Genomic DNA, 16,194 nt, shown 5'->3' with positions numbered 1-16,194 from the left:
AAACTTTGAGAGATCCATAAGCGTGGACAAGTTTTGAAAGGAGATTAAATTGATAACAATTACAGAAGATATTATAAGTAGTATTCAAGATTTTAAAAATAAATTACAACAATACAAAGAAGGCAAATTAGAAAATATGAAATCATTCAGTTCTATTATGGGAGTTTATAAGGAAAGGTTGAATGATACATATATGGTTAGACCAAGAATTGCTGGTGGGGTCACAACACTTAAACAATTAAAGGCTATAAGCAATATAGCTAAGAAATGTGAAGTTGTCAAGATACGGTTTACGACAAGACAGGATATTCAATTTCATTCAGTGAAATTGGAATATTTAGATATTATAATTGATGAATTAGCAAAAGCTGGATTAATTACAAGAGGTGCTGGCGGAGATGGCATAAGAAACATCACATGTTCCCCTCTTTCTGGAGTTTCTAAGGATGATGTATTTGACGTTACACCATATATGAATGAGGTTACAAATTATATGATGAAAGATCCTGCTAATCTTAAATTACCAAGAAAATATAAGATAGCTTTTTCCAATAGTGAAGAGGATACTGCTAATGCTACTATTACAGATATAGGATTCATAGCAAAAATAGTTGAAGGTAAAAGAGGATTCGAAGTTTATGGTGGTGGTGGATTAGGTGGCAGTGCTATGGTAGCTCTGAAACTAGAAGATTTTATAGAAGATACAGAGGCATTATATTATGTACAAGCTATGAAACAAGTTTTTGAGAGAGAAGGTGACAGAACTAATAGGCAGAAAGCTAGATTAAGATTTGTTGTTCAAAGATTAGGTGAAGAAGGATTTATTAAAATGTTTAGAAGTGAACTCAATAAATTGAAAACAGAGCAGGACCTAAAACTCAATGTAGAGTCAAAGGAAGAAGTGATACAAAACAATAAGGAAGATAATAAATTACAATGTAAAAAGGAATATGAAAATATAATATATCCTCAAAAGCAATTAGGGTATTATTCTTTATACGTACATCCTCAAAATGGAGATATTAGCATTAATGATTTTGATAAAGTGTTAAATTACATAACAAACTTAAATTATGAAACATCTATAAGACTTACTATGAATCAAGGCTTTTTTGTGAGAGATTTAAAAGAGAATGATATAGAAGGTTTGATAGAAACAACATCTACTTTTTCGTCTACATTTAATATATATAATTCTGTAATATGTGTAGGTCCTAAGGTTTGTAAATTTGGTATTAATAATTCTCAAGGTCTATTTCATAACATAATTGAGGCCTTTAAAGATACACCTATTGATATACAAGGCGCACTTCCAAGAATACTTATATCTGGATGTCACAATTCCTGTGCACAACCTCAGAAAGGTCTCATTGGATTTCTTGGAAAAAAGAAGCGTACGGATAGTGGATTAGTTCCTGTATATTCTATATCTTTTAATGGGAAAGTAGGTCCGGGAGTTGCGAAGTTTGGAGAAGTTTATGGAGAAATTCCTACTAAGAAAATAGTTAAGTTTCTTTTAGCGTTAGCTCAGTTAAAAGTTAATTCGGGTTATATAAATTTTATTGAATTCATAGAAAATAAAGAAGCAGGAGTAAGAACGTTAGTTTCTAAATACTCTTCAATAGAGAGTTTTAGTGAAAATCCAGATTTATACTCAGATTTCTAATTGAATTATTATGATAAGTTAAGTAAAAGTAAGGTTTGTAATGTTATAAACAATATTAATTCAAAAGATGAGGAGAAATCAGTTATGACTAAACCAGAGCTTTTAGCTCCAGCGGGGAACTTAGAAAAACTTAAAACAGCTATAAATTTTGGTGCTGATGCGGTATATCTTGGTGGAAGTAAATTGAATCTAAGAGCATTTGCAAATAATTTCAATATTGAACAATTAAAAGAGGGGCTAGAATTTGCACATTCTAGGAGTAAAAAGATTTATGTTACATTAAACATAATTCCTCACAATGATGATTTACCAGAAATAGAAGATTATCTTAAAGAGTTATATGACATTGGGGTTGATGCAATACTTGTTGCAGATCCGGGAATTATTGCAACTGCTAAAGAGGTAGTACCAAATCTTGAGATACATTTAAGTACTCAAGCGAATTGTGTAAATTATAAATCTGCTTTATTTTGGCACAAATTAGGTGTTAAAAGAGTGGTAATGGCGAGAGAAATGAACATAAGTGATTTTAAAATTTTGAGAGAAAAACTTCCCGAAACTTGTGATATAGAAGCTTTTGTTCATGGATCAATGTGCATGGCATATTCAGGTAGATGTATGTTATCAAATTATTTAACAGGTAGAGATGCAAACAGAGGTGCTTGTGCACAGCCATGTAGATATAAATATCATCTAATAGAAGAAAACGAATCTGGAGAATATCATGAAATTACTGAAAATAGTAATGGAATATATATAATGAATTCAAAGGACCTATGCATGATAGAACATATACCTGAACTTATGGAATCTGGAATTAATTCTTTCAAAATTGAAGGAAGAATGAAGAGTGTATATTATGTTGCATCTGTTGTAAAAGCTTATAGAGAAGCTATTGATAAATACATAGAAGATCCTAAAAAATATGTTTTTGATTCTAAATGGGCAGATTATCTCCTAAAACCTAGTCACAGACCTTATACTACTGGTTTTTATTTTGATGAGGAGATAAAGCAGAATTATGAAAGTTCAGCATACATTCGTAATTATGATATTGTTGGAATTGTGAGAAATTATAACAAAGATTCTCATATAGCGACCATAGAACAAAAAAATAAAGTGTACAATGGTGATTTTGTTGAAGTTTTAGTTCCAAAGGGAGATAACAAGATTATAAAACTTCAAAGTATGAAAAAAGAAAGTGGAGAAGATATAGATAGTGCACCTTCAGCACAAATGATTTTCACAATAGAATGTTATGAAGAGCTTAAGGCAGATGATATACTTATTAAAATTAAGGTGAAAAATAATGAATGCTAATTGTTTTATTCACAGAAATTATTAAAGTGATTCTGTGGATAAAATTATATATGTGGAGGTCTTTAATATGATTTTTTCAAAGAAAGCAGAACAAATTTTACCATCAATAACCCTAGATATTAATTCGAGAGCAAAGAAAATGAAAACAGATGGAATTGACGTAATAATATTTGGTGCAGGTGAACCAGATTTTAATACACCTAAAAACATTCAAAATGCAGCTATAGAAGCAATTAAAAGAGGGTGTACAAAATATACACCGGCATCAGGTATTGATGAATTAAAAACTGCGATATGTGGAAAATTTAGGCGAGATAATAATTTAATATATACTAAGTCTCAAATTATCATTTCAACTGGTGCTAAACAATGTATAGCAAATATATTTCAAGCTATTTTAAATCCTGGAGATGAAGTTATTGTTTCTAAACCATATTGGGTTAGTTATCCTGAATTAATTAGACTTGCAGATGGAGTACCGGTGTATGTATCAGGTAGAGAGGAAAATGACTTTAAATATACAAAGGAAGCATTAAGTGGAGCTTTGACGCCGAAAACCAAAGCAATTCTTATAAATAGTCCCAATAATCCAATGGGTGCAGTATATAGTAGGGATGAGTTATTAGTTATATCAGATTTTGCAAAAGCTCACGATCTGATATTAATATCTGATGAAATATATGAGAAGTTTATTTATGACAGTTCTAAATATACAAGTATAGCGAATATAAGTAATGATTCTTATAATAGAACAATTATAATACATGGTGTTTCTAAAACATACTCAATGACTGGTTGGAGAATTGGGTATGCCGCTGGAAATGAGAAAATTATTAAATTAATGTCTAATATACAAAGTCATACCACGGCTAATCCTAATTCTATAGCACAGTATGCAGCAGTTGAGGCATTAAATGGAGATCAGACTTCAGTAAAATTAATGCTTAAAGAATTCAAAATCAGAAGAGATTATATAGTTAAAAAAATAAACGATTGCAATATGCTTTCATGTGTAAAACCGGCAGGTGCTTTTTATATTATGGTTAATATCTCTAAAATGATTGGTAAGGTAATAGATGGTACTCTAATTAATAATTCAATAGATTTCGCTAATGTAATTCTTGATAAAGAAAAAGTAGCGGTTATTCCTGGGGATGGTTTTGGTGCAAGTAGTTATATAAGACTTTCATATGCAACATCTATAGGAAGCATTAAAGAGGGGATTAAAAGGTTAATAACTTTTGTTGAAAATTAAGGCAAGAGAAAATATAAGCTCGTGAGAACCTTGATATAGAAGGGTTGCGAAGGATGATTGTCACTAAAAATAAAGATTATTTATTTAACTAGGAGTGGATAACAATGTTCAAAAGAAATAGAAGATTAAGAGAAACAAGAAACATAAGAGATTTAGTACGTGAAACAATATTAACACCAGCAGACTTTGTATTTCCTATTTTTGTAGTAGAAGGTGAAAACATTAAAGAAGAAGTATCTTCAATGCCAGGGACTTATCATTTTTCATTAGATAGACTTCATGAGGTTATAGAAGAGGTTGAAGAGGCTGGGTTGCGTGGAGTAATATTATTTGGATTACCAGACCATAAAGATGAGGTTGGTTGTGGATCTTACGATAATGATGGCATAGTTCAAAGAGCTGTTAAAAAGGTAAGGGAAATATCAAAAGATTTATTTATAATAACAGATGTATGTATGTGTCAATATACAAGTCATGGACACTGTGGAATACTTGAAGGGTCAAGGGTGGATAATGATAAAAGCTTAAAATATATTGCAGAAATAGCACTGTCTCAAGCGCGCGCTGGATCTGACATGATAGCACCATCTGACATGATGGATGGACATGTTGCTGCAATAAGATCAATTTTAGATGATAATGGCTTCACAAATATATCGATAATGGGTTATAGTGCAAAATATTCCTCAGCATTTTATGGGCCTTTCAGAGAAGCAGCTAATTCCTCGCCGAAGTTTGGAGATAGAAAAACATATCAAATGGACCCAGCCAATATCAGAGAAGCCATGAGAGAAATAGATTGTGATATTGAGGAAGGTGCAGATATCATAATGGTAAAACCAGCACTATCATATTTAGATGTAATAAGATGGGCTAGAGATAGACATGATGTTCCAGTAGCCGCTTATAGCGTTAGTGGAGAATTTGCTATGGTAAAAGCAGCTGCAAAACAAGGTTTAGTTGATGAGAAAGCTATAGCTATGGAAATGCATCTTTCTATGAAAAGAGCAGGAGCAGATATGATAATTACTTATTATGCACTTGATTTATGTAGGTGGCTTAGAGAGAAAATGTAAAAGTTATTTTTATTTAGATGTGATAGGAGTGTGTTACAAAATATGTATATTGGATGCAATTGGTCAAAGCCTTTGAAATTTCTTCTTGAAAATGAAGCTGTTAGTGCAGATTATATTAAGACAGGCGCATATGGGACGTTTAATGAACAGTTTTCAACCATGCGTTCAATGCGACCAGTTCTACTCCATGGTCTAGGATATTTTGAGCGAACAGGAATGAAAAATATAGAAATCATAGATTTTAATTCTGCAAATAATCTCATAAAGAAGTGCAATTCTCCGCATTATGGCATTCATCTTTCCATTAAAAATTCAGATATGTATCCTGGTATGACTGATGAAAATATATATGAACGTATGTCTAAACAGATTCAGATTTTTAAAAACAAATTAACAGTACCATTATTACTTGAAAATATTGCTGATTCACCGAAAGAGCATAGAATAACGATTGATCATTACCCCTATATTATGCCAGAACAAATTAGTCGATTGTTTACAGATAATGATATATCATTTTTGCTTGATATTTCCCACGCGAAGATTACTGCACAATATCGCGAATGGAATATTCAAGATTACATTCGAGCATTACCACTTAATCGTGTTGCAGAAATACATATAAATGGTTCTGGTTATGATAAAGATGGTTTTCCAGAAGATACACATCAAGCTATGAAAAATGAAGATTACAAATTGTTAGAATGGGTTTTAAATTATACAAATCCCAGTATAGTTTCATTGGAATATAATGGAGTAGAGTCAGAAAATGAGGAGACAGTTATTTGTTCTTTAGAAAAACAGCTAAATGAAATACAAAACATATGTAATCCAACCCAATAAGTGAAAGTGTAATAGATATTAAGCCAAAGGTAGATTTAATATTTTTCTATACATTAGTTCTGGTGGACAATGGGTATTAATCAAGGATATGAAGGGGTTAGAACAGCACAATCAATAATTAACCTGACACTTATGACTGGAAATATTGGTAGAGAAGGAACTGGTGCAAATTCATTAACAGGTCAATGTAATCAGTAGGTACTATGTCAATAGAAAATGACGGTATGGCTTTGGCAGAGATTTTAAGAATGACCTTCAAATGAAGATTATGAGAATTACGCCTGAAGTTATGAAATTTATAAAAGATGGTGCAGATATTATGATTGATAATATCTGGTTAGAACAACCACCACAATCAGTAGAACATAAAAATTTGGTGGAAATCTAAAATTAAGATAGATAAGACTAACTGTTAGTTACGTCTCAAAGATAGCCTATATGGTAGACTTTTTTTAATATTCTATAGGCTACATTACTATACTTAATAGGACTTTTTTCTATCCTTAAAATTAAGACACTAGAATAAGAAATATCCATAATGTGAATGTAACTCAATTAATATTAGGTAACATTCGGCAAAATATTTAATAAATATTTACCTATCTACGTCCAATACCACATAAAACAATTTATATCATCTATAGACAATTTTAAATAAATCCATGAAACATTGTTCCAAATCCATAAATAAGCATAATTATTTTTTAGTAATATAGGTACTGACCAAAATTCGGTACCGTTATTCAACCAAAAATACGTGTATTTATTCATACAGTTATTAATAGTTGATGAGCTAAAAATATTTGTACCAGGAATTTTTGTATTACCAACAGCTTTTGCTTTATATATTGACGGAATAAAATTAGGAGCTTTCCAATATAATGGTCCTTTAATTGAAGGCGTACTAACCTTTGGTAGGCAATCACATCTATACATTACTATTCTCCATACAAAGTGTTATAGATTAGTATATGAATGTAAGTTTAGAAATTTACATTCATTATTAAAATAATGTGATTTTTATTTATAGAAATTATTATATTTAATTTATTTAGCTCATAATACTAAAGATTGTTAGAGGAGGTTATATAGTCTACCAAAAAACAAAATAAAGTCTAGCAATTACGCTAAGCTTTATTTTGTTTTTTCCTTATTTATATAAATTATTTTCTAAGAACTTCCACATTTCTCAATTATATGGCTATACCACAAGGTTATTGCATAAATTAATAGCATTGTTAACCGTTATGTTCTATAGGGTACAGCCAACCTTTCTTAATAGGTATTATAATAATAATCGAAGTAGGGATCATACGGATAGTAAAAATTATAATGGGAGTTAAGATAATAAAAATAATTAATATCTTTATAGTATTTATGATTGTAATATCCTCCATGTCCGTGCCATATCTTAGGTCTGTGAATAGGTCCATGACCCGGTCCAGGATATCCTCCAGGTCCGTGACCCGGTCCAGGATATCCTCCAGGTCCGTGACCTGGTCCAGAATTTCCGCCAGGTCCGTGACCTGGTCCAGAATTTCCGCCAGGTCCGTGACCTGGTCCAGGATTTCCTCCAGGTCCGTGACCTGGTCCAGGGCGATATCCTTCTTCATCTTCAGAATCTTCACTATTGTATTCAGGCATCATTTGGTCCCGTAGCATGTAAGAATTTGCACACATCATTGGACAGTACATACAATAATTGTATTCTTCTTCTATTGGTAATATGGTACTTGGTACTTGCTCATTTATTTCGCTCATACAGAATTCTCCATAAAATTGATTACATTTTATAGTATGTAGAAACAATAAAAATGTGACTAAGCATATAGAACACTTAATTATCATTCAACATAATATTATTTATAGTGAACCAAAAAAAGCATCTGGAGTTCCAGATGTGAACCTAAAACAACGTTTATATAAAAAAATAATACATATGTATATGACAGTTAATTGTAACATTTTTATAATAAGCATAATATTATATATTAGCAAATGAATTATTAATGGGACAAACTTATGAAAAAATAAAATGAAAAATATTTGCCTTAAAAGGGGTGAAATATGTATGGGTTGTTGGTGGATACTATTATTATTACTATTTGACAACAACGATTGTTGTAACAATAATCGTTGTAATCATTGTTGTAACAATAATCGTCGTAATCATTGTTGTAAAAATGATTCTAATAATTGCTGTGATCCTTGGTGTGAACCTTGGAGTGATCCATGTTGTCATAATCAACATCGTCATGATAATTGTTGCAAAAAATAACAAAGTCATAAGCATCGTTTCAAATAAGGATAAGATTAAAATAAGTTTTAGGGTACAAGCAGTAAAAGTAAGCATAAAAATAGAGATCAGGTTGAGTGTTAAATGCCATATAAATAGCATAGAAATATGCGATTCATATGGCATTTTCATTATATTAAGTACTATTCAACAATGGATGAAAGGAGTTTCTAATAAGTGTAATGATATTGAAAATACAAACATTTATTTATATAATAGATACATAACATATATATAAGGGTGTGATAATTTGATTAATATAAAAAATAAACTAATAGTTTCCTGTCAAGCTTTATCTGATGAACCCTTACATTCTCCATTTATAATGGGAAGAATGGCATTAGCGGCTAAAGAAGGTGGTGCCTCAGGAATAAGGGCTAATACAAAAGAAGATATACTAGAGATTAAACTAAATGTTGACTTACCTATTATCGGTATAGTAAAAAAGGATTATGTTGATAGTGAAGTTTATATTACTGCAACTATGGCTGAAGTTGAAGAGTTAGTAGAGGCAAAAGCTGATATTATAGCTATTGATGCTACAAGTTCTATAAGACCTAATAGTGTACATTTAGATGAATTCTTTTCAAAAATCAAGCAAAAATATCCTAATGTACTATTGATGGCTGATTGCTCAAATTATGAAGAAGCAGTCCATGCTGATGAATTGGGTTTTGATTTTATTGGAACTACATTGGTAGGATATACAAAACAAAGTAAAGGTATACAAATAGAGGAAAATGATTTTGAGTTAATAAGAAATATATTAGCTAAAGTTATAAAGCCTGTAATAGCTGAGGGAAACATAGATACACCTGAAAAAGCACGTCGTGTTTTAGAATTAGGATGTCATAGTGTTGTAGTAGGTTCAATTATTACTAGACCACAAATAATTACAAAAAAATTTGTGCATGAAATAAATAAGATAGGAGAGAGGTGAAACGGTCTTTATGCTATATTTTTTACATTAAGATTATTATCTTAAAAACTGGTAAAAATAAATATGATAACGAATGTGGAGGTAATATAATGGATAAAATATGTCCAGTTTGTAATAATGTAAAAAGGATTATCTGTAATTGTGAAAAGTGTAGTACTATAATGAACGATAAAGGTATAATACAAGAATTTTTTGACGATTACACTGCTAATATGGAGATTAGTGATAATAATCAATTTTGTGTTCATATATATCAATGCAGTAATTGTAATTTTTATAAACGAGTTAAGGTTAATAAAATATTCATTTAGGAATTATGAATTTTTAGCCAAACAAATATGTAAAAATAAAAGGGCAATTGTAAAGGGCATAACATTATCAATTACTTTTCAGTTTTGAGATAAAAAGTTACATCAGCTTTTAGTTGATGTAACCCGTATAATAGTTAAAAATCATTTTTTCTTAAATTCCTTATTATCTAAAATAATAACCCCTGACTTATCTTCCTTTGTTGCCTTCTTTGTATGATTTACAAGTTTTATAACGTTCTTGTATGATTGTTTTGCTCCCTTTACAAGCAAGGGCACTCCTATAAAATCAATTTTTAGCCACCTAGAAAATAATCCACCAAAGGTCATTGTTAATGGAACAGTTGGCGACGTATTGGAAAATATAATTTTCTCATTTAATAGATTTTGTTTATGAAGCATAGAAGCTAAATTATATAATCCTGGAATTAAAACCTTTGAACGTCCCCTACCTACAACATAGACTTCGTTTCCATCTTCATCACTTCCATAATAAAAAAGTTCTCCACAATTTCCATATACTAACTTATTAAAGTTAGGTAATTCCAATATTTCATCCTTAGTCGGTTCTCGGGTTTCATCCAGCATTTTTAAGTGATAAGCAATTGCTAAAATAGATGAGTGGGTTCCTCCATAACAATTATATATGTAAATCATTTAAATCACCTGATTTCTTATTTTTTAGTTTGAAATTGTAGTATATGCATTAAACATTGATATTGAACATTCTTTGAACACGCTTCATCTTACCATTACAATTCAATACATCTATTTTAATTATACTTTTGTTACCACTACCAAACCTAATCTCTCAATGATTTCATTGATCTATGTGCACTTCCATCAGCATTAACAATATCATCATCTGTAAGGCCTGCCTCAACTGCAATATTATAAGCTTTACCAAAATCCCCTACATCCTCCGATTTGTGTGCATCACTTCCCAATGAAAATTTAACACCCATATTCTTTAACTTTTTTATTGTTTCAATATCCATATTCTTATGACCTCTGTTAATTTCCAAAGCAGTATTTCTTTCAACAGCAACCTTTCCAATTTCGATAATATCTGGATTAACATGCTCTAAAGGATGATTTAATATTGTAATTTCATATTTTTTAATAGCATTAATTGCAGCTTCTGTATAATTCCTCAATAAAAATGGATTTTGTACTGCTCCAGGATGATAACCCACACAAATTATGTCAAGGTAATCAATGACTTCATCTTTAATATCTATATCCCCTTTTTTAGTAACAATATTACATTCCACGCCAAGAAGAATCTTAAAGTCATTCTCCTTCAATAATGAGCTCTTATTAAGATCATCAATTAATTTACGTGATTTTTCATATTGATTTAGTTTCATCCCGAAGGTAATATGTTTATAACCATGGTCTGTTATGGCAATTTCTTTTAATCCTCTTTTTATTCCAGCTTTAACATTTGATTCAATACTTCCTTTTCCATGTTCTCCCAAAATAATATTAAGAAAGGGAATATGTCCCTTTGCAATATTAGTATGAGTATGATAGTCTGCAATAATCTTAAAACTCATTTTATCCCCTCCATGGTTTAATATCTTTTAATTAGCTGCTTCATTATCAAATTGAAAAGCTTCTTGTATCCACATATGTAAATTTCCTATGGCATGTTTATCATCCAGTTTTATTATGCCCATATTACTGGATAATACTTACCTCCTATTGGTGGTGATAAAAGACCACCTAAAAACAAATTTCGATAGTTTACACATTCTAAATTCTGTCCTATTATTTCATAATTTATTATATGTTGGAATATAATTACATGCAATCTTAAATTAAAAGAGGTGTCCTATGCAAATACAAACAACAATACACAATCACAAAAAAACTATAAAAGTTAGTATAATTTCTTTTTCTATTTTTCTCGTTCTATATTTGGGTATATCAATGTATTTTAGCAATCGTTTTTATTATGGTTCTATAATTAATGGCATTAATGCTTCTGGTAAAACCGTAGTGGAAGTAGATAAAGAATTATTAATGAAAAGCGAAACATATACACTGAAACTTAAAGAACGAAACGGTGTGAGTGAACAAGTCAAGGCTAGTGACATTAATTTGAAATATAATGCAGAGGGTAAAATTCAAGCTTTAAAAGACAATCAGAATTCTTATACGTGTTTTTTTGCACTTTTTAAATCTAAAACCTATGAAATGAATGGCATAGTGACCTATGATAATAAACTATTAAAAGAATATTTTGACAAGCTCTCTTGTTTTGATAGCAAGAAAATAATTGAACCTCAAAATGCTAGCTTTAAATATTCAGATAAGGGCTATATAATTGTAAAGGAAGTTAAGGGAAATAAAGTAAATAGAAGGCTTTTGTATGCAAATGTAGTAAATGCAATCCTTAAGGTAGAAACAACAATAAATTTAAATACTAAAAATTATTACATAAGTCCAAAATTCACTTCAACTTCCGCAAAAGTTATAGACACCAAAATTTTGCTTAATAAATATGTAGCTTCAAGAATTACTTATACATTTACTGGAGGTAAGGAAGTTTTAGATGGTTCTATAATACATAACTGGCTTGGTGTTAACGAAAAACTTGAAATTACATTTGATAAAAACAAAATGGACAAATATGTAAGCGAAATGGACGATAATTATAATACAATTGGTAAGGAAAGAAATTTTGCTACATCAGTAGGAGCAACAGTAAAGGTCAGTGGTGGCGATTATGGATGGTTGGTTGACCGCGCAGGAGAAGTCAAAGATTTAATTGTTGCTATAAAAAGTGGGCAAACCATAACAAAGGAGCCCCGCTTTACTCAAACCGCTACATCTCATAATGTTAATGATATCGGGAATACCTACATAGAAATTAATATTACAAAACAGCATTTATGGTTTTATAAGAATGGATTTCTTGTTGTACAAGGAGATGTTGTCACTGGTAATGTAAGCATAGATTATGGAACACCAACAGGGGTTTATAAATTAAAATACAAACAAAAAAATGCCACACTAAAGGGTGAGGGTTACAGTGTGCCCGTAAGTGAATTCATGCCCTTTAATGGTGGAATTGGTATACATCCTGCAACTTGGAGAAATAAGTTTGGTGGGAGTATATACAAAACAAATGGTTCTCATGGTTGTATAAATTCACCATCTAGTTTGGCAAAAAAGATATATGATAATATTGATGTTAATACTCCAATTATTTGTTATTTGCAGTAATATTAAGGGTTACCTACAATCAATAAAAGATGAGGATACCGACAAGGTGTTCTACAAGAAGTTGGAACTATCATTATCTGAAGTAATAATTATTATAATATTTACTCTTATAGTTGTATATACAGAAGAATCACTATTTAGAGGAATTATTAAACAAAAATTGCAATCAAAGGGGAGTACATTTTCTTTATGTTCTATTAAAAAAGAAATCTAAACATGAACTATTAATAAATTAAGTGCCTCTATTATGTTTAAGAATATGATTAAATAGTATTTTATTGGATATACTTTCAAATATGTATTATTTGGGAGATGAAAGTATATGCCAGAAATGGAATTATTAAAAATGCTAAATATAATTTTGGAGTCAAGTATTATATTATTATGTTTACTTATATTTGTTATAACAGGTGTAGTAACATATTATTTAAAATCCAAAAAAGTAGGGTTAGATAATTTGCATGAAAAAGATCTATAAAAGCTTATCGAACATATACTTGTTCGATAAGCTTTTACTCTGTGTATTTTTTCATTTTGTCCTATTTGGCCGTGAAATTTTCAAGGGAAAAGTGAAAAAATTAAATATGGGCTAATCCTAATATTCAATTGAAATTTATGAATAAAAATGATAAATAAAGTTAGCGATTTATTCTATGGAAGGTCAATGTCAATTTATATATAACTATGTTAAATATCTAAGTAATTACATTACTATGTAGTATAATTGAATAAGGACACAATAAATTTTGATTTTGAAAGGTGATGCTGAAACGACATGAATAAGATAGTATATGTATTACTAGGAGTAGTTTATTTAATTTATTGTATTTTATGTAGAGATAAAGTTACTTATTTTATTAGGGAATACAGTAGAACAAGTGAAATGACAGTTATAAGACCAAGAGAATTTTTTAGGTTGCAATTAAAGTTTTCAATATTTAATTCTCTATATCTTATTATATACGGAATATCATTATACATATTTAATTTAGATAAGGTGTTTTTTATAGTGGGATTTTTGCCATTCCCGTTTATTAATCTTTTACTAATAATGAAAAGTAAAACGAAGGGATATGTAGACTACAAAATTGGTAAGACCTATAAATAATATATAAGTGATATGACTTCAGAAATTATAAATGGAGGGGAATATTGAGAAAATATGGACATGCTATTTTTGATATGGATGGTACCATCATGGATTCTATGCCTGCATGGAAAAATCTTGGAAAGGATTATTTGATAGGAAAAGGAATTAAAGCTCCGGAAAATTTAAGTGAAATCATAAGTGCAATGTCTATGACAGAATCTGCAAATTATTTCAGAAAAGAATTCGGAATCATAGATTGCGTGAAGCAGGTTATTTCTGATGTTAATGGATTAATTGAGGATAAGTACAAGTATGAAATGCCATTAAAACCATATGTGAAAGAATATCTTTCAAAATTAAAAAGAGATGGCGTAATTATGTGTGTGGTCACAGCTACACCATTACAATTAGCAGAGGCAGCACTAAGACGTGTTGAAGTGTTACAATATTTTTCTTTTGTGGTATGTTGTGATGAGGTTGGAGTTGGCAAGAGTGAACCGGATAGCTATTATCTTGCGACGCGGAAAATGAGAGCAGATGTATCAGATGTTGTGGTTTATGAAGATGCCGATTATGCAATGAAAACGGCAAAAGATGCAGGCTTTTATACCATTGGAGTATATGATGAATCAGCAGATAAATCAAAAGAAGAAATGCAGCTACTTTGTGATAGACATATAGATTCTTTTGAATGTTTGTTAGAAGCAAACAGGAATTGACTTAGAAAGATGCCATGAGGAATTCAATGATTTGTATATTTAAAGGGCTTTATTTATATAACTTACGAAGTTTCAAAGGCTTTAATCAATAAAAAGGTTAACAAAATTTCACTGATGAGGTTTTAAAATCTAGGTTAGAGTGATACACATGAAAAATCTAAAAGGGTGTTCTATTGTAACATAGGGCACCTTTAAAATTAATTTGCAATATTCTTTATAACCCTAATCTCAATATCTTGTTTTTCTACCTTAATTGAAACATCTTCTAACTTTTTCTTGATTTCAGTTAATTTTTCATAAGTTAGCTTATACCCATCAAATAAAGCTTTAGAGTTATTATCTAATTTATCTTCAAGTCGAACAATATCATTTTTGTCAGTTTTTTTATCAAGCTTTGAATCTATTACATCAAATTTTGAATTCATTTCATCAAATCTTGAATTCATTTCTTTATACATTTTGCTCATTAAATCAAATATTTTATCTTCCATCTACTTCACCACCTTAAAAGATTATATCATCTTAATTTATAACAAGTTGTAGTTATTAATATTAAATACTATATTCTTTAATCTTTCCAAAATGCCAGTGCATTTATAAATTGATCTAATAAATCCATTTTTTAGTACCAGTTTAACTTTGGTCATAGATATTGTTTAAATCTTTTTTAAAGCTCATTTTCACTCTCCTAAGTATATCAAATTTTACACTGAAATAATATATATTATAATAATATTATTACCACAATGGGAACACATATTCGCATTATAGAGATTCTTATAAATAAAGGCGATGATCAAGAACAGTGTTAATAATATGACAGTTATTAAGGGAAGCAAAATGATATGCTCCCCTTAATACACATTTTATGAATATTGTGCCTTTATTGCGGTAATACACAAAATAATATAGTTATAATTTTTAATTGGAGATTTTTTTGTAAACTCATTCCAACAGATATAGGCTCTTTACTTTATATCCAAGTCCTTTAGTAAGTCTTTTGCATTCTGAACATCCTCTAAGGGAACTTGTATTTCCATAATATTATTAAATACAGCAATATTTCTAATCTTCTCTCCTTTAATAAAATATTTTATTTCACCATAATCTAAAATTGACTTAACTATAGGTATTATACAAAGGTCACTTGTTACTGCTATAGTAATAAGTTCTATATACTCAAATTCTTCATTCTCCAATTCTTCACTTGGCAATTCTTCAACTAATTGGATTTTACAGTCGGAACAGAAATCAAATCCTTCTCTATATTCACATTTACATTTTGGACAAAACATTTTTATACCCCCTTATAAAAAATTAATTTAGATATTTTAAAAGTGATTTATCTACTCCTCTCTTTAAGTAATACCCATTTATCATATATTTAGAATATAATGTTCACTTTTTAATATCTTTCTTATTGTTGTAACGTGGTGAACGTGTATTT

General features: G+C 29.9%; 19 protein-coding genes and 1 pseudogene. 14 read left to right on the top strand and 6 right to left on the bottom strand.

Annotated features, from left to right (window positions below):
- The first annotated feature begins 49 nt into the window (after positions 1 to 49).
- The 7 genes and pseudogenes from LGK95_RS03990 to LGK95_RS03960 form a co-directional block, all read left to right on the top strand.
- On the top strand, positions 50 to 1,666 hold the full coding sequence (locus tag LGK95_RS03990; protein ID WP_226122471.1) for a nitrite/sulfite reductase: 1,617 nt from the start codon (positions 50 to 52) through the stop codon (positions 1,664 to 1,666).
- 84 nt (positions 1,667 to 1,750) lie between these two features.
- A complete protein-coding gene (locus tag LGK95_RS03985; protein ID WP_226122831.1) occupies positions 1,751 to 2,986 on the top strand; it encodes a peptidase U32 family protein in 1,236 nt (411 codons plus the stop codon).
- A gap of 67 nt (positions 2,987 to 3,053) precedes the next feature.
- A complete protein-coding gene (locus LGK95_RS03980; RefSeq protein WP_226122466.1) occupies positions 3,054 to 4,241 on the top strand; it encodes a pyridoxal phosphate-dependent aminotransferase in 1,188 nt (395 codons plus the stop codon).
- Between the two features lie 104 nt (positions 4,242 to 4,345).
- Positions 4,346 to 5,317, top strand: coding sequence for a porphobilinogen synthase (hemB, locus tag LGK95_RS03975; protein ID WP_226122464.1), 972 nt, complete (start codon positions 4,346 to 4,348; stop codon positions 5,315 to 5,317).
- Between the two features lie 42 nt (positions 5,318 to 5,359).
- Entirely contained in the window at positions 5,360 to 6,160 is an 801-nt protein-coding gene (locus LGK95_RS03970) for a multinuclear nonheme iron-dependent oxidase (RefSeq protein WP_226122460.1), read from the top strand.
- A gap of 69 nt (positions 6,161 to 6,229) precedes the next feature.
- A complete protein-coding gene (locus LGK95_RS03965) occupies positions 6,230 to 6,358 on the top strand; it encodes a hypothetical protein (RefSeq protein ID WP_404814399.1) in 129 nt (42 codons plus the stop codon).
- Positions 6,359 to 6,416: 58 nt separating this feature from the next.
- Positions 6,417 to 6,548 (top strand): annotated as a pseudogene (locus tag LGK95_RS03960) (DUF3231 family protein); the annotation flags it as partial.
- Positions 6,549 to 6,763: 215 nt separating this feature from the next.
- Here LGK95_RS03960 and LGK95_RS03955 read toward each other — a convergent pair.
- Together LGK95_RS03955 and LGK95_RS03950 are read right to left on the bottom strand one after the other, a co-directional pair.
- Positions 6,764 to 7,096, bottom strand: coding sequence for a hypothetical protein (locus tag LGK95_RS03955; RefSeq protein ID WP_226122453.1), 333 nt, complete (start codon positions 7,094 to 7,096; stop codon positions 6,764 to 6,766).
- Positions 7,097 to 7,435: 339 nt separating this feature from the next.
- Entirely contained in the window at positions 7,436 to 7,921 is a 486-nt protein-coding gene (locus LGK95_RS03950) for a hypothetical protein (RefSeq protein ID WP_226122452.1), read from the bottom strand.
- A 344-nt stretch (positions 7,922 to 8,265) separates the two neighbouring features.
- Between LGK95_RS03950 and LGK95_RS03945 the strand changes: the two genes are divergently transcribed.
- From LGK95_RS03945 to LGK95_RS03935, 3 genes are all read left to right on the top strand, one after another.
- Positions 8,266 to 8,694: a hypothetical protein gene (locus LGK95_RS03945; RefSeq protein WP_226122451.1), complete on the top strand. Its 429-nt coding sequence runs from the start codon at positions 8,266 to 8,268 to the stop codon at positions 8,692 to 8,694.
- A 15-nt stretch (positions 8,695 to 8,709) separates the two neighbouring features.
- Positions 8,710 to 9,396: an N-acetylmannosamine-6-phosphate 2-epimerase gene (locus LGK95_RS03940; RefSeq protein ID WP_226122830.1), complete on the top strand. Its 687-nt coding sequence runs from the start codon at positions 8,710 to 8,712 to the stop codon at positions 9,394 to 9,396.
- Positions 9,397 to 9,485: 89 nt separating this feature from the next.
- Entirely contained in the window at positions 9,486 to 9,707 is a 222-nt protein-coding gene (locus LGK95_RS03935) for a hypothetical protein (protein WP_226122450.1), read from the top strand.
- Positions 9,708 to 9,848: 141 nt separating this feature from the next.
- Here LGK95_RS03935 and LGK95_RS03930 read toward each other — a convergent pair whose 3' ends face one another.
- Complete coding sequence (locus LGK95_RS03930; RefSeq protein ID WP_226122449.1) at positions 9,849 to 10,361, bottom strand: DUF3189 family protein; 513 nt, start codon at positions 10,359 to 10,361, stop codon at positions 9,849 to 9,851.
- A 146-nt stretch (positions 10,362 to 10,507) separates the two neighbouring features.
- Positions 10,508 to 11,263, bottom strand: a complete 756-nt coding sequence (locus LGK95_RS03925; RefSeq protein ID WP_226122442.1) for a PHP domain-containing protein — start codon at positions 11,261 to 11,263, stop codon at positions 10,508 to 10,510.
- A 280-nt stretch (positions 11,264 to 11,543) separates the two neighbouring features.
- On the opposite strand from LGK95_RS03925, the gene LGK95_RS03920 reads away from it, so the two are divergent.
- From LGK95_RS03920 to LGK95_RS03905, 4 genes are all read left to right on the top strand, one after another.
- Positions 11,544 to 12,938 (top strand): L,D-transpeptidase family protein, encoded by a 1,395-nt coding sequence (locus LGK95_RS03920; protein ID WP_226122440.1) that lies wholly within the window; start codon positions 11,544 to 11,546, stop codon positions 12,936 to 12,938.
- Positions 12,939 to 13,260: 322 nt separating this feature from the next.
- Positions 13,261 to 13,416, top strand: coding sequence for a hypothetical protein (locus LGK95_RS03915; RefSeq protein ID WP_226122438.1), 156 nt, complete (start codon positions 13,261 to 13,263; stop codon positions 13,414 to 13,416).
- A gap of 297 nt (positions 13,417 to 13,713) precedes the next feature.
- A complete protein-coding gene (locus LGK95_RS03910) occupies positions 13,714 to 14,046 on the top strand; it encodes a hypothetical protein (protein WP_226122436.1) in 333 nt (110 codons plus the stop codon).
- A 44-nt stretch (positions 14,047 to 14,090) separates the two neighbouring features.
- A complete protein-coding gene (locus LGK95_RS03905; protein ID WP_226122434.1) occupies positions 14,091 to 14,747 on the top strand; it encodes an HAD family hydrolase in 657 nt (218 codons plus the stop codon).
- Positions 14,748 to 14,944: 197 nt separating this feature from the next.
- Here the strand turns inward: LGK95_RS03905 and LGK95_RS03900 are convergent, their stop codons facing one another.
- Together LGK95_RS03900 and LGK95_RS03895 are read right to left on the bottom strand one after the other, a co-directional pair.
- Entirely contained in the window at positions 14,945 to 15,238 is a 294-nt protein-coding gene (locus tag LGK95_RS03900) for a hypothetical protein (protein WP_226122433.1), read from the bottom strand.
- Between the two features lie 477 nt (positions 15,239 to 15,715).
- Positions 15,716 to 16,042, bottom strand: a complete 327-nt coding sequence (locus LGK95_RS03895; protein WP_226122431.1) for a hypothetical protein — start codon at positions 16,040 to 16,042, stop codon at positions 15,716 to 15,718.
- Positions 16,043 to 16,194 lie beyond the last annotated feature (152 nt).

Origin of the sequence: Clostridium algoriphilum, from assembly GCF_020443705.1 — a bacterium.
Taxonomy (GTDB): domain Bacteria; phylum Bacillota; class Clostridia; order Clostridiales; family Clostridiaceae; genus Clostridium_AD; species Clostridium_AD algoriphilum.
Note: the sequence above shows the minus strand (reverse complement) of the source record. Positions and strands in the feature narration are given on the sequence as shown.